Below are 14083 nucleotides of genomic sequence, written 5' to 3' on the forward strand. Positions count from 1 at the left end.
ATGACGGATTTACCCACTGTAGATATCGCCGGTGTTGGCATCGGGCCCTTTAACCTCGGGTTGGCCGCTTTATTGTCCAAACATTGCGAGGTGACCAGTCTTTTCCTGGATCGCAAAGCCGAATTTCGCTGGCATGAAGGGTTGCTCTTGCCGGGCACCACGTTGCAGGTGCCGTTTCTGGCGGACCTGGTGACGATGGCTGACCCGACCCACGAGCTGAGCTATCTGAATTACCTGCACCAGCACGATCGCCTGTACCAGTTCTATTACTACGAGAACTTCCAGGTGCCGCGCCGCGAATACGACCACTATTGCCGTTGGGCTTCGCAGCAGTTGCCGACGTGCCACTTCGGCGAGGATATCTGTGATGTAACTTACGACGCGGGAGCCGGCAAGTTCCTGATTGAAAGCCAGTCCGTGTCAGGCTTCAAACGCTGCTATTCCAGTCGAAACCTGGCGGTAGGCATCGGCACTACGCCGATATTGCCGCATTGGGCTCAGGTGAAAAGTATGGCACCGATCCTGCATTCGGCGGAGTTTGGCAAGCGCCAGGCAGAGTTGTCGCAATGTCGGCGTGTCACCGTGATTGGCTCCGGCCAGAGCGCCGCCGAGTGTGTGCTCGCGTTGTTCAACGAGTTGACCCCCGAGCGGATCGCCGCAGGCGCCTCGATCCGCTGGATCACCCGTTCAGCCGGTTTCCACCCCATGGAATACTCCAAGCTGGGGCAGGAGTGCTTTACGCCGTCCTACATGGAGTACTTCCACAGCCTTCCGCGTGAACGTCGTCGCGAGGTCGTGGCCAAGCAGGGCCTGTTGTACAAGGGCATCAGTTTTTCCACGATCGCCGCTATCTACGACTTGATCTATGAGCGCTCCATCGGCGGCAGTGACCCTGGCCTGACGTTGCTGTCGAACTGTGAAGTCGAGACGGTCGAGGACGTCGCCGGTACGCTGCGTATTGCCTATCGGCACCGTGAGCTGGATCAGGCCGGCAGCCTGGAGGCGGACGCGATTGTGGCCGCGACGGGCTACGGGCATGCCTGGCCGCAGTGGTTCGAGCGCCTCAAGGGGACGGTTCTGGAGACCGATGAGCACGGTGACTGCCTGGTGGAGGATGACTTCACTGCGCGTCGCTGTGATGACGGGGCAGGGCGTATCTTTGTGCAGAACGCCGAGATCTTCCAGCATGGCGTGGGCTCGCCGGACCTGGGCGTTGCCGCGATTCGTAACGCGAGCATTGCCAATCAACTGCTCGGCCGCCCGCATTACCGCCTGCCCAAACGCTCGTCGTTCCAGCGTTATGGCATGCATGAGGTGTAGTGCGTGAACGACAGGGCCTTGGTGTTTTCAAGGCCCTGTTGAAGGTCAAACGCGGATGTGGTCCAGGGTGAGGGTATCGGCGCCAGGTGTCGCAAACAGCGCGAACATCTGCTCAATCGTGGCGCTCATGCGAGCCATCTGTTGTGCACTGTAACGGTCCGAACGGTAGGTCACCACCAGGCGTAATGCGCGCTTGCCGTCCAGCGTGTTTTCCATGATCTCGAACTGAATACCGAACATCGACTGGTTCTTGTCCGGGTCAATCTGGCGGTAGCGGATCGCGCCGTTATCCGGTGTGCGCAGGGCGCCGTTCAAGGCGTTGTTGGCGTGAATCTGGATGTACACGTCGAACAGCAGTCCATCCGCCGGGGTCATGCCCAGGGCCTGTTGAATCTGCTCCATCGGCACATCGGCGTAGGCCATCGAGTCGTTGATCAGGCGACTGACGTTTTCAATCAGGGCTCCGACGGCTTGCCGAGCGTCGAATTGCACGCGGTGCGCGACCATGGTGGTGAAGTAGCCGACCGTGTCGTAATACGCCGGATCTGTGCGACCGGAAGCCGATGTGCCCACTACCAGGTCTTTCAAATCGCCGAGCTTGTGCAGGGATAGCACGATTGCCGAATAGACCACGCCGAACAGTGACGCGTTGTTTTGCCGGGCGAAGGCGTACAGGTGGTCGGTCGTGCCTTGGGTGGGCTTGATCTCGAACCACTGGGCCTTGGTCGATACCTGTGCCGGCGGTGCCTCGGAGGAGGGCAGCGTCAGGCCACGGGTGGCATCGCGCAGCATGCCGGTCCAGTAGTCGAGGTGCTTCTGGTTGATCCCGGCGGCTTGCTGGCGCACGGCGAATTCATGAAAGGACGGTGCCGGGCTTTTCCAGACGGGCGCTTTGTCGGCCGCTCGGGCCAGGTAGGCCTGGGCCAGTTCTTCCATCATCACGTTGAGCGACCATTCATCAATGGCCATGTGATGGACGAGCAGCGACAAGGTTTGCCGTTGATGTTGCGTGTCCTGAATGAAGCGCACCCGCAGGGGCAGCTCGCGGGTCAGATCGAACTGATAGGTGGCTTCGCTTTGCAGGGTGGCACCCTGGCTTTCGCGGCTGGGCCAGAACCACTTGAACTGCCCTAGCTGCGAGGTCGGCACGATTTGCTGGTATGCCTCGCCACGCTCGAAGTGGAAGGTGCTGCGCAGGCTGGCATGGCGCTCAAGCAGGTCATGGAATGCCTGCTCGAACAGCGCTTCATCCACCGGGTCGAGAAACTCCATGGCAAACGGCAGGTTGAAGATGGTGCCGAATTCGAAGGCGGCGTAAGCGCGTCCCAGGGACGCCTGGGCCAGTGCGAACGGCGCTTTTTGTACATTTTGCGACGAGCCGATGGCGGTCGTTGGTGCAGCGTTTTTCGCGATGACCCGGGCGCGCGCCGCCAAGGCGGTTGCCGAGGGCGCGCTGAAGAAATCGTTGAACTGCACTTCGATGCCGTGGCTGCTCGACAGCTTGCCGATGATGCGGGTGGCCAGCAGTGAGTGGCCGCCAAAGTCGAAGAAGTCATCCGTCGCCAGCATGCCCGGTTCCGCCAGGGCCTCGCGGAACTCGGCGAGGATAACGGCCGCAACTTCAGGTGTTTCGGTTTGTGCGGCGTTCTCGCCAATGTCCGCCTGGCGGTGCAGCCACGGCAGTGGCGTATCAGCGGTGTGCATGATCTTGCGGTACAGGTCGTTCGCCTGGCAGGTCTGGTCAAGAATCGGGTGAAGGACCAGCGCCAGGATGGGCGCATCCGGCGTTTGCATAATCAGCGCCTTGAATGGCGGCTGGTGTTCGGCGTCCCACGGCGCGGCTTGTTCGGAGAGCAGGTAGTGGCCGGCGTCACCGGTCACCTGAATGCGCTCGATGCACGCTTGCCAGTCGCGCGCCTGGACCTTGTCGACTTCGCCGTCATCGTTGAACTGATAGCGGGCATTGAGCTCGGGGATTGATTCGATCACTGCCTGGAGTGCCGACTCCAGCCGTGCGTGGTCGACAGTCGCGTCGAGTTTCCAGGCACTCAGGTGCTTTGAAATGCGTTCGGGATATTGCTGCTGCAAGAGCCAGAGATGCGCTTCGTAATCGGTGGCAGATCGTTTTGAAAACGTATCTGGAGTGAGTTCCATCATGGAAGTTTCCCGCCTTATCAAACTGAACAGTCAGAAGTAGAGATGGCACCAAGTGCCGACAGACCCATCCTCGGTCTGGTGTAACGCCTGGGAACCCGGGCGTCAGAGGACGTGCAATCCGGTTGCGTTGCAGGGGCTTTATGAACACCGTATGATCGCAAATAATAATCATACATATTCGCATTAGTCAAAATCTGATCGCGGGTGGATTCGTCTCAGGAGAGGTGTTGTGAACAACGGAGCGTTTGCGTCCAAACGGCAATTCGAAAAGCTGTACATCGACCATCACCGCTGGTTGTGCAGCCTGCTGCGGCGCAAGCTGGGCAATTCGTTGGATGCTGCGGATCTGGCCCACGATATCTATCTCAACCTCATCAAGAAGGGCCGCGTGCCTTCGATCGAAGACTCGCGCTGCCATTTGACCCAGATCGCCAAAGGCATGGTGATTGACCTCTATCGCCGTCGTCACCGCGAAGCCCGCCACCTGGAATCCCTGATGCAGCAGGCCGAACCGCTGGTGCCGTCCGAAGAGGAGCGGGCGCTGGCCGCCGAGGCGCTGGTGCAAATCGATGACGCGCTGCAAGCCAAACCGCCCAAGGCCCGCGAAGCACTGTTGCTGTGCAAGCTGCATGGCATGGGCCATCGGGACATCGCCGCCGAATTGAACGTGTCGGTGTCCTCTGTCGAAAAATACATCGCGGCGGGCCTGCGGGCCTGCCATCCCTTCGCATCGACGGCCGGGCTGTGAACAATTAAATCCGCAGCGCCATTGAGGGTTTCGTCGCATCGTTCGAAATACACGGTAGGCACGGTGCAAAACGCTCGAACGCAAAAGGACGCCAGGTACGCCACACGGTGGCCGGCAGTGGTTATTCAGGAGAGCTCATGAGCGTTAAAGACACACCCATCGGTTCGGTATCCCAGGTATTACGCCCCATTCGCGGGCGGCTGATACTTGCCGCGGTACTGGCCGCCCTTGGGACCATGCTGACCCTGGTGCCCCTGGCCGGCATCGCCCACATTGCGCGACTGGCCATGGGTGACGCAGCCAGTTGGGTCCAGCTGCAAGGCCCGGTCTGGCAAGTAGTCGGCGTCAGCCTGGCCTGCCTGTTCCTGGGCATGACCTTGATTTCGCTGGGGGAGATGGTCGCGCACCTGGCCGACAACCACATCACCGGCCACCTGCGCCAGGCCATCACCCGCCGGTTGGCCAGGGTGCCGCTGGGCTGGTTCACCCGTCGTGCTTCGGGTGAGGTCAAGCAGGCGATGCAGGATGACATCGGCACCTTGCACAGCTTGACGGCGCATTTTTTCACCACCCTCGGCCGTACGCTTGGGGCGGTGATCATCGCTATCCTCTACCTGTTTGCCATGGACTGGCGCATGGCGATTGTCTCGCTGCTGCCATTCCCGCTGTTTTTCCTGTTTTTCACCCGCGCCACCAAGGCCAGTGGCGCGAACATGCAAGCGTTCGGCGCCGGCATGATGCGCATCAACAATGCCGTGATCGAGTTCGTCAACGGCATTCCCGTGGTCAAGGCATTTGGCGCCGAGGGCAAGGCCCATGGCAGTTACCGGAGTGCGGTGGATGCCTTTGCCGCTGCGTTTACCGACTTCACCCGGCCACTGGTCAGTGCAATGGCCAACGCCCACGCCATGATCACGCCCGTGGCGGTACTCGGTGTGGTGCTGGCGTCCGGTACGTTGGGGGTGAGCCAGGGCTGGCTGGCTCCGGTGGACATCCTGCCGTTTGCGCTGGTCGCTCCAGGCATCTGCGCGCCGCTGTTGCTGCTGAGCTATATCACCCACGACCTGAACAACGCGACCGCCGCCGCCCAGCGCGTGCAGACCCTGCTGCAAACCCCGGTGCTCGAAACCCTGCCAGGCGCGTCAGCACCACTGCCGGCAAACGCTGAAATTCGCGTCGAACACCTGAGCTACCACTATAACGACGACGCCCCGGTGCTCCAGGACCTGAACTTCACCCTCAAGCCGGGCACCGTGACCGCCATCGTCGGCGCATCCGGTTCCGGCAAGTCGACCCTGGCGCGCCTGCTGCTGCGTTTTTTCGACCCTACCGAAGGGCGTATCACCCTGGGGGGTGTCGACCTGCGCCACATCGAGAGCACCCAGTTGTACCGGCGTATCGGTTTCGTGTTGCAGGAGGTACGCCTGATTCACGCCAGCCTGCGCGACAACATCGCCCTGGGCCGTCCCTCGGCCAGCCAGCAGGAAATCGAGGCCGCCGCGCGTATTGCGAACATCCACGAACGCATCCTGGACCTGCCACGGGGCTATGACTCGGTGATCGGTGAAGATGCACAGCTTTCCGGCGGTGAGTTGCAGCGCGTCAGCATCGCCCGCGCCGTGTTGCTCGACCCACCCGTGCTGGTACTGGATGAAGCCACGGCGGCAGCCGATGCCGAGAATGAGGTCAAGCTGCAACAAGCCCTGTCGCGATTCGCCCAGGGGCGCACGCTCATGGTGATCGCTCACCGGCTCGACACGGTGATGCACGCCGACCAGATCATCCTGATCGACAACGGCACCCTCTGCGAGCAAGGCACCCACGCCGAGTTGCTCGCGCGCAAAGGTCGCTACGCCAGGCTGTGGGCGTTGGGCGGTTATGAACAAGCCAAGGAACAGGCGGTGTCGTCATGCTGAAAACCTTTATTCAACTGCTCGGCGAAGACGCTTCGGTGCTGCGCCGCTACCTGGCGATGGCGCTGGTCTATGGCCTGCTCTGCGGGGTGACGATTGTCATGCTGGTGCCGATCCTCACCCACTTGTTGGCGGGGGATACCCGCGCCGCCGCGCAGTGGCTGATCGCGCTGGTCATCGGTGTGGTGGTGTGCTGGGCACTGCGACGCAGCGTCGAAAAAGCCGGCATCCGCGTCGGCATCGCCGTGCTCCAGCGCGGGCGCCACCGCCTTGGCGACCATGTGGCGCAGTTGCCCGTCGGCTGGTTCAGCGCGCACAACACGGCGCGGCTCAGCCACCTGGCGACCTCGGGCATGATGGAAATGGCGCAATTGCCCGCACACGTGTTCACACCACTGTTGACCGGTGTGGTCACGCCGGTGGTGATTCTCATCGCGCTGTTCATCCTGCACTGGCCAATGGGCCTGGTGGCCCTGGCGACCCTGCCGGTGCTGCTGGGCGTGTTCGTGTTGACGGCGCGGTTGGGGCAGCGAGCCGACCACGACTTCCAGCACAACGCCGCCCTGACCAGTCAGCGCATGGTCGAGTTCGCCCAGGCGCAGTCGGTACTGCGTGCCTTCAATGGCGAGGACGGCGGTACCCGGTTCCTCGAACAGGCCATCGGTCGCCAGCAGCAGGCTGCCAGGCATCTGATCCACGTATCGGCGATGTCGGTGGTGTTCAATGCGTGGGCGGTGCAGGCCGGTTTTGCTGCGCTGCTGGTGGCTGCCACCCTGTGGCTGGGCGACCTGCTGGGCGCCGGCCTGGAAGCGGGCTCGGTCATCGCCGTGATGATTACGCTATTGCTGGTCAGCCGCTTCATCGACCCGCTGCTGGAAGTGGCCGGCTACAGCGAAGTGCTGCGCGGTGCCCGTGGCCAGTTGGGCGCGGTGCGCGAGATTTTTGCAGTCAAGCCGCTGCCGCAGCCACAGGCCCCCGAGGCGCCTGTCGATAGCAGCGTCGAACTGCGCAACGTCAGTTTCGCCTACGCTGAGGGCCAGCCCGACGTGCTGCGCGAGGTCAGCCTGCGCATCGAACCGGGCAGCATGACCGCACTGGTGGGCGCTTCCGGCTCGGGCAAGACCACATTGGTGCGCTTGATCGCACGCTTCTTCGATGTGACCCAGGGCCAAGTGAGCGTCGGCGGCGTGGATGTGCGCCAGATGTCCGGTGAGCAACTGGCCGGCCAGATCAGCCAGATTTTCCAGGATGCTTACCTGTTCCAGGGCAGCATTGCCGACAACATCCGTATCGGCAAACCAGCGGCCAGCGATGCCGAGGTAATGGAAGCGGCGCGACAAGCCGGCGTGCTGGAAATCATCGAGCGACTGCCCCAGGGCCTGGACACACCGGTGGGCGAGGGCGGGGCACGCTTATCCGGTGGCGAACGCCAACGGATCTCCATCGCCCGTGCGCTGATCAAGGATGCGCCGATCCTGCTGGTCGACGAAGCCACCGCGGCCCTTGATGCCGAGAACCAGGCCGCCATCGCCGAAGCGCTGGCGCGGCTGCGCGGCAAACGCACGCTGATCGTTATCGCCCATCAGCTGTCGACCGTGGTCATGGCCGACCAGATCCTGGTGCTCGATCAAGGCCGGCTCAGCGAGCAAGGTTCCCATGCCCAATTGAGCGCCAAACCCGGGCTGTATGCCCACTTTCTCGCCCAGCGCAGGGCGGCAAAAGGCTGGCGGATCGCGGGTGAGGACGCTTCTTGAGTCGTACAGCAGTAGTCGTCCTGTTTGTCGTGCTGTGCGGCCTGTCGCTGATGGTGGGGGTCAAGCAGGTGTCGTGGGTCGAGCTGTTGAGCTTTTCCGACGACGCCTGGCTGACCCTCACCGCCAGCCGGCTGCCACGCCTGGCCGCGCTGATCCTCACCGGGGTCGGGTTGGCCGTGTGCGGGGTGATCCTGCAGCAGATCGTGCGTAACCGCTTCGTCGAGCCCGGTACCAGCGGTGGGTTGGATGCCGCCAAGCTGGGCATCCTGATTTCCCTGACGGTCGCGCCGGGTGCCGGGGCCGCCGGTAGAATGCTGTTCGCCCTGGCCTTTTGCTTTGCCGCCAGCCTGATCTATGTCGCGATCATCCGGCGCATCCAGTTCAAGAACACCGTGATGGTGCCGGTGATCGGCCTGATGTACGGCAGCGTGCTGAGCGCTGTCGCCGAGTTCTACGCCTACCGCCACAACATCCTGCAGAGCATGCAGGGTTGGATGCTCGGCGACTTCTCGAAGATCGTGCAGGGCAATTACGAGATCATCTACCTGATCCTGCCCATTGTCGTGCTGACCTACCTGTATGCCCATCGTTTCACCGTACTGGGCATGGGCGAGGGCATGGCCAGCAGCCTGGGCCTGAACTACGCCGCCAACGCGGCGCTGGGCTTGATGCTGGTGGCCGTCACCGTCTCCGCCACGGTGATTACCGTGGGCGCGATTCCCTTCGTCGGGCTGGTGATTCCCAACCTGGTGGCCCTGCACTACGGTGAAAACCTGGAGCGCACGCTGCCCATCGTCGCCCTGTGCGGCGCCTCGTTGCTGTTGATTTGCGACATCCTCGGCCGCCTGCTGATCTACCCCTTCGAAGTGCCGATCGGCCTGACTGCCGGTTGCATTGGCGGTGTGGTGTTCCTGGTGCTGCTGATCCGGAAGTACACATGAGACACATGGCTACCCGTTATGGCCTTTGGCTGCTGGTCCTGTTGCTGGCCGTTGGGTTTCTGTTGCTGGGCTCGGGCCTGGATTTCGATTACGTCATTCCCAAGCGGCTTACCCGCCTGGCCGCAATCGGCATTGCCGGCGTGTGCATTGCGTATTCGTCGGTGATATTCCAGACCATCGCCGGCAACCGCATCCTCACGCCGGCGATCATGGGCTACGAGGCGATCTACCTGTTGTTCCAGGCGTTGCTGATTCTGCTGCTGGGCACCCAGAGCCTGCTGCTGGGGCGTGACGGCAATGTGCTGTTATCGGTGCTGTTGATGCTCGGCTATTCTTGGCTCATCCACCGTTGGCTGTTGCGCAACGGCAGTCACAACGTGTACCTGCTGTTGCTGCTCGGGTTGGTGTTGAGCATGGTGATGGGCACCTTCACCCAATTCATCCAGTTGAAGATCAGCCCCGGGGAGTTCTCGATTTTCCAGGGATTCAACTACGCCTCATTCAACAAGGCGCAACCGGGGCAGGTGATCTATTCGGGCGTGTTGGTGGCGGCGGTGTGCTTCATCGCCCAGCGCACGTTGCCGGTGCTCGATGTCCTGGCCCTGGGACGTGACCAGGCGATTTCCCTGGGGGTCGACTACCCACGCAGCGTGCACCTGCAACTGGCCCTGATCGCCATTCTGGTGGCGGTGTCCACCAGCCTGGTGGGGCCGACCGCGTTCATGGGCGTGTTCGTCGCCAACATCGCCTACGCCCTGGCCGGCACCACGCGGCACCGGGTCACCTTGCCCCTGGGCTGTGCGATTGCCATTGGCATTTTCATCATCGCTCAGTACCTGGTGGAGCAATGGCTCAACTACAACACCTCCGTGAGCATTCTCATCAACCTGGTGTGCGGTGTGTATTTGCTCGCGCTGATGATCCGAACCCGAGGCACCGCATGATCTCTCTGCAACACGTCTACAAAGCCTATGGCGCCAAGCATGTGCTGAGTGACGTCAGCGTGCAGTTCCCGCCGGGGCAAGTGACCTCATTGATCGGCCCCAATGGAGCGGGCAAATCCACCTTGTTGATGTTGATCGCCCGTCTGTTGACGCCTACCCGTGGCGATGTACTGATAGGCGGGCGCAACATCGCCGACGTACCGGTGCGTGACTATGCCAAGCGCGTCGCCACCTTGCGTCAGTCGCCGGATTTCAACCTGCGCCTGACCGTCGAAGAACTGGTGGCTTTCGGGCGTTTCCCCTACAGCCGAGGCGCACTCACCGCCCAGGACCGGGTGGTGATCGACGAAGCCATCGAGTTTCTTTCACTGCAACCGCTGCGCCTTTGCTACATCGACGAGCTCAGCGGCGGGCAGCGGCAGATGGCGTTCCTGGCAATGACCATCGCCCAGCAAACCGATTACCTGTTGCTGGATGAGCCGCTCAATAACCTCGACATGAAGCACGCTGTTCACATCATGCGCGCCTTGCGCCGCCTGTGTGATGAGCAAGGTCGCACAGTGATCCTGGTGGTGCATGACATCAACTTTGCGGCCAATTATTCCGACCATATCGTGGCGATGAAGGGCGGCGCTATCCACCGTCACGGCCCGGTCGACCAGGTAGTGACCGAGGCCAACCTGCGCGAGCTGTTCGACCTGGATTTCGAGATTCTGCACAGCCAACAAGGCTTCGTTTGCAACTACTTCAATCCATCACCTTCAAGGGAACTGACATGAGCACTGATCACACGAACAGAATGCGCGCGCTGCTGCTGACGATGGCCGTGGCGGCCGGGCTGCAGGGGTGTGACAAACCGGCGCCGGAGGCCAAGGCCTCGGTCGCGGCGCAGGCGGCCTACGCGCCGATCACCATCGAGCATCCGCTGGGCACCACCGTGGTCACTCAGTTGCCCCAGCGGGTAGTGGCCTTCGACATGAGCGAGCTCGACACCCTGGATCAACTCGGGGCCCCGGTGGTCGGCATCGCCAAGGACTACGTCGCCAGCTTCCTCACTCGCTACCGTGACGACACGAATGTCGCGGATGTGGGCACGACCATCCAGCCCAACTTGGAGCGCCTGCATGCGCTCAAGCCCGACCTGATCCTGATCTCTCCGCTCCAGGCCCAGAGCTATAAGGAGCTCAGCCAGATTGCGCCAACCGTGTACGACGACGTGGACCTGACCAACAAAAAAGGCAATTTCATCGAGACCGCCAAGGCCCATTTGACCCTGCTGGGGCGCATCCTCGACAAGCCGGAACTGGCCCGCCAGAAAGTGGCGGAAATGGATGCCAAGGTCGAGCAGACCCGCCAAGTCACTGCCGGTCGCCCCGAGAAGGCCTTGATCGTGCTGCATAACAACGGTGCCTTTACCTCCTACGGCGTGAAATCACGCTACGGTTTTGTGTTCGACACCCTGGGCGTTAAACCGGCCAGCCCCGACATCGAGGCCGGCCTGCATGGCCAGCCGATTTCCAATGAGTTCATTCAGCAGGCCGACCCGGACATTCTGTACGTCATCGACCGCACGGCAGTGATGGAGCACCGCCCGGCCCTCGACCTCAAGAGCCTGGACAACCCCCTGTTGCGCAAGACCAAGGCATGGAACAACGGCCGCGTGATCTTCGTCGACGCCCAGACCTGGTACCTGTGCACGGCCAGTGTGACCTGCCTTAACCGCATGGCGGACGAGGTGGTGCAAGGCTACAAAGGCTGATCCAGACACGCGTTCGTGTACCCAAAGCCGCTGCCATTCAGGTTGCGGTTTTTTCTTGCGAATATTTATCATTTAGGTTGAGGGTTTGTGGTTCTGGTACGGAATCCTAGTGAATGCACTTCAATACTTCGCATCGAAAGGAATCCAGCATGTCGGAACACGGCCGCCCAACTCGCGCCCACCCTGATTTATCCCAGGCCACACCGCGTACTTTCCCGTTTACCTTGAACCGCACGTTCTGCGCCGTGCAGATGGCCTTGCTGCTCGGTTTGAGCGGCGGCTCGCTGGCCGTGTCGGCGGCGCCTGAACCGGAGCCGGCCACCGAGGCCCGGCCCGAAGCGGAAAAGAACCGCCTGGTGCTGTCGGAAACCACCATTGTGGGCGAGCGGCTCGCCGCCGACGACCTGCCACCTGCGTACGCGGGTGGGCAGGTCGCCACGGGCGGGCGTATCGGGCTGCTGGGCAACAAGGACTTCATGGAAACACCGTTCAACGCCATCAGCTACACCGATGAATTCGTGCGTAACCACCAGGCCAAGGACATCGGCTCGGTGATTGGTGCCACTGACTCGTCGGTCAACGTGCCGTCCAAGCGGTCCATCCTCGAAACCTTCTTCATCCGCGGCTTCAACACCAGCGCCAGCGACGTCACCTTCAACGGCCTGGCCGGCATGGCGCCGAACCTGCGCGGTTCGACCGAACTGGCCGAGCGCATCGAAGTGCTCAAGGGCCCGTCCGCACTGCTCAACGGCATGCCGCCCGATGGCAGCGTCGCCGGCAGCATCAACATGGTGCCCAAGCGCGCCGCCGACGAACCGCTGACGCGGATCACCACCAGTTACGAATCCAGGGGGCTGTACGGCGCCCACGCTGACGTGGGTCGACGTTTTGGCGAGCAGAACCAGTTCGGTATCCGCTACAACGGCGTGTACCGCGATGGCGACACCAGCGTGAACGACCAGCAGCAAAAAATGCAACTCAACGCCCTGGGCCTGGACTGGCGCACTGAGCGCGTACGCCTGTCCCTGGACGCTTACAAGCAGCGTGAGCGCCTGGATGGCGCCACCTATTTCGGCATCGGCATCTCGCCGGCGGTCAATAAAGTGCCCAGCCCGAGGAAGGGCAACCACTCCCTGGCACCGGACTGGGCCTACACCATCAACGACACCGAAACCGTGCTGGTCCGTGGCGAGGTCGACCTGAATGACTCGCTCACCGCCTTTGCCGCCTATGGCCAGCGCGACGGTGGCCGCAATGCCCTGATGACCCGTGACACGCTGATCAACAACACCGGGGACATCAACGTGCTGGCTTATCGCTCGGACGGGCAGGGCACGCAGAAGTCCGGTGAAGCCGGCCTCAAGGGCACGTTCGACACCGGCCCGGTAGGCCACGCCTGGTCTGTGGCCGCCACCCAGTACAAAACGGAGATGAGCTACAAGGACTTGATGATCCCCAACTATGTGGTCACCAACTACGACAACCTCGACTTCGGCCCGACACCGCCTCTGGGCAAATACGGTGCCGTCACCTCCCGCAGCGAAGCCAAGCTGAGAAGCTTTGCGTTCCTCGACACCCTGTCGTTCCTCGATGGCCGCGTGCAATGGACCGTAGGCTGGCGCAACCAGACCGTGGAAAGCGCCGGCCTGACGCCGGCCCGGGTCAAGACGTCCCGCTACAGCGACAGCAAGGTGTCGCCGGCGACGGCGTTGCTGGTCAAGGTCACCGACGACGTTTCGCTCTATGCCAACTACATCGAAGGGTTGTCCCAAGGAGGCACGGCACCCACCAGCGCCGCCAACTCGGGTGAAATCCTCAGCCCTTACCAGACCAAGCAGTATGAGGCCGGCGCCAAGTTCGACCTGGGCACCTTCGCCACCACCCTGGCCGTGTTTCAGATTGAAAAACCCAGCGCCTACACCGACCCTGTCACCAATATCTACGCCACCAACGGCGAGCAGCGTAACCGTGGCGTGGAATGGAGTTTCTTTGGTGAAGTACAACCCGGCCTGCGCCTGATGGGCGGAGCGTCCTATACCCAGGCTGAGCTGACCAAGGCGTTGGTCAAATCAAACGAAGGCAACCAAGTGACCGGCGTACCTAAGATCATCGCCAAACTGGGCGCCGAATACGACCTGGAAACGGTGCCGGGCCTGACCCTGACCGCCAACACCAACTACGTGGGCCGCCGCTACGTCACCGACGACCATCGTATGGAACTGCCGTCCTACACCGTGTTTGACGTGGGCGGCCGCTACACCACCAAGGTCATGTCCAAGCCCGTGACCTTGCGCGCCAATGTCGAAAACGTGGCCAACCGCGCCTACTGGATCGGTTCGTACAGCGGCGGCGACGGCAGCGGATTGTCCGGTGGCCTGGGTACGCCGCGTACGCTGCAGCTGTCGGCGTCGGTGGATTTCTAACCTTTAACCCGAGCGTGGGGGCGTCCGAGGATGCCGCCATGCCGGGTTGGCAAAGCGTTACGAACTCTCTGACGCATCGTGGGAATTAATCAAGGATCTGGTTTCTCCAGAGCGGAGAATGGGT

The 14083-nt window shown here is 62.0% G+C and carries 10 protein-coding genes; 9 read left to right on the forward strand and 1 reads right to left on the reverse strand.

The window, feature by feature from the left end; translation table 11 throughout:
- On the forward strand, positions 1-1320 hold the full coding sequence (basC, locus tag J1G34_RS17330) for a putative histamine N-monooxygenase (RefSeq protein ID WP_222994402.1): 1320 nt from the start codon (positions 1-3) through the stop codon (positions 1318-1320).
- Positions 1321-1365: 45 nt separating this feature from the next.
- Here basC and J1G34_RS17335 read toward each other — a convergent pair whose 3' ends face one another.
- Positions 1366-3477: a condensation domain-containing protein gene (locus tag J1G34_RS17335; RefSeq protein ID WP_222994403.1), complete on the reverse strand. Its 2112-nt coding sequence runs from the start codon at positions 3475-3477 to the stop codon at positions 1366-1368.
- A 229-nt stretch (positions 3478-3706) separates the two neighbouring features.
- On the opposite strand from J1G34_RS17335, the gene J1G34_RS17340 reads away from it, so the two are divergent.
- From J1G34_RS17340 to J1G34_RS17375, 8 genes are all read left to right on the forward strand, one after another.
- Complete coding sequence (locus J1G34_RS17340) at positions 3707-4225, forward strand: sigma-70 family RNA polymerase sigma factor (RefSeq protein ID WP_065888161.1); 519 nt, start codon at positions 3707-3709, stop codon at positions 4223-4225.
- 137 nt (positions 4226-4362) lie between these two features.
- Positions 4363-6141, forward strand: a complete 1779-nt coding sequence (locus J1G34_RS17345; RefSeq protein ID WP_065891681.1) for an ABC transporter ATP-binding protein — start codon at positions 4363-4365, stop codon at positions 6139-6141.
- Positions 6135-7892 carry an ABC transporter ATP-binding protein gene (locus J1G34_RS17350; RefSeq protein ID WP_222994404.1) on the forward strand — a complete coding sequence of 586 codons (1758 nt, stop codon included), beginning with the start codon at positions 6135-6137 and terminating at the stop codon, positions 7890-7892. Before J1G34_RS17345 ends, J1G34_RS17350 begins: the two co-directional genes overlap by 7 nt.
- Positions 7889-8833: an ABC transporter permease gene (locus J1G34_RS17355; RefSeq protein ID WP_083203258.1), complete on the forward strand. Its 945-nt coding sequence runs from the start codon at positions 7889-7891 to the stop codon at positions 8831-8833. Before J1G34_RS17350 ends, J1G34_RS17355 begins: the two co-directional genes overlap by 4 nt.
- Positions 8830-9777 (forward strand): iron chelate uptake ABC transporter family permease subunit, encoded by a 948-nt coding sequence (locus J1G34_RS17360; RefSeq protein ID WP_065937267.1) that lies wholly within the window; start codon positions 8830-8832, stop codon positions 9775-9777. The genes J1G34_RS17355 and J1G34_RS17360 overlap by 4 nt, the downstream gene beginning before the upstream one ends.
- Positions 9774-10556 carry an iron ABC transporter ATP-binding protein gene (locus J1G34_RS17365; protein WP_065891678.1) on the forward strand — a complete coding sequence of 261 codons (783 nt, stop codon included), beginning with the start codon at positions 9774-9776 and terminating at the stop codon, positions 10554-10556. Before J1G34_RS17360 ends, J1G34_RS17365 begins: the two co-directional genes overlap by 4 nt.
- The gene (locus J1G34_RS17370) at positions 10553-11536 is read left to right on the forward strand and encodes a siderophore ABC transporter substrate-binding protein (protein ID WP_262411839.1); all 984 of its coding nucleotides are present in this window, start codon (positions 10553-10555) and stop codon (positions 11534-11536) included. Before J1G34_RS17365 ends, J1G34_RS17370 begins: the two co-directional genes overlap by 4 nt.
- 149 nt (positions 11537-11685) lie before the next feature.
- Positions 11686-13959 carry a TonB-dependent receptor gene (locus tag J1G34_RS17375; RefSeq protein ID WP_262411840.1) on the forward strand — a complete coding sequence of 758 codons (2274 nt, stop codon included), beginning with the start codon at positions 11686-11688 and terminating at the stop codon, positions 13957-13959.
- The last annotated feature ends 124 nt before the right edge of the window (positions 13960-14083 follow it).

The sequence above is a fragment of the Pseudomonas sp. Wu6 genome (assembly GCF_019891515.1).
Taxonomy (GTDB): Bacteria; Pseudomonadota; Gammaproteobacteria; order Pseudomonadales; family Pseudomonadaceae; genus Aquipseudomonas; species Aquipseudomonas orientalis_A.

What these genes read in the sequence shown, in the direction of transcription:
- J1G34_RS17365 (WP_065891678.1), top strand. Translation starts at nt 9,774, where the DNA reads ATGATCTCTCTGCAACACGTCTACAAAGCCTATGGCGCCAAGCATGTG.
- J1G34_RS17345 (WP_065891681.1), top strand. Translation starts at nt 4,363, where the DNA reads ATGAGCGTTAAAGACACACCCATCGGTTCGGTATCCCAGGTATTACGC.
- J1G34_RS17370 (WP_262411839.1), top strand. Translation starts at nt 10,553, where the DNA reads ATGAGCACTGATCACACGAACAGAATGCGCGCGCTGCTGCTGACGATG.
- J1G34_RS17350 (WP_222994404.1), top strand. Translation starts at nt 6,135, where the DNA reads ATGCTGAAAACCTTTATTCAACTGCTCGGCGAAGACGCTTCGGTGCTG.
- J1G34_RS17335 (WP_222994403.1), bottom strand. Translation starts at nt 3,477, where the DNA reads ATGATGGAACTCACTCCAGATACGTTTTCAAAACGATCTGCCACCGAT.
- basC (WP_222994402.1), top strand. Translation starts at nt 1, where the DNA reads ATGACGGATTTACCCACTGTAGATATCGCCGGTGTTGGCATCGGGCCC.
- J1G34_RS17375 (WP_262411840.1), top strand. Translation starts at nt 11,686, where the DNA reads ATGTCGGAACACGGCCGCCCAACTCGCGCCCACCCTGATTTATCCCAG.
- J1G34_RS17360 (WP_065937267.1), top strand. Translation starts at nt 8,830, where the DNA reads ATGAGACACATGGCTACCCGTTATGGCCTTTGGCTGCTGGTCCTGTTG.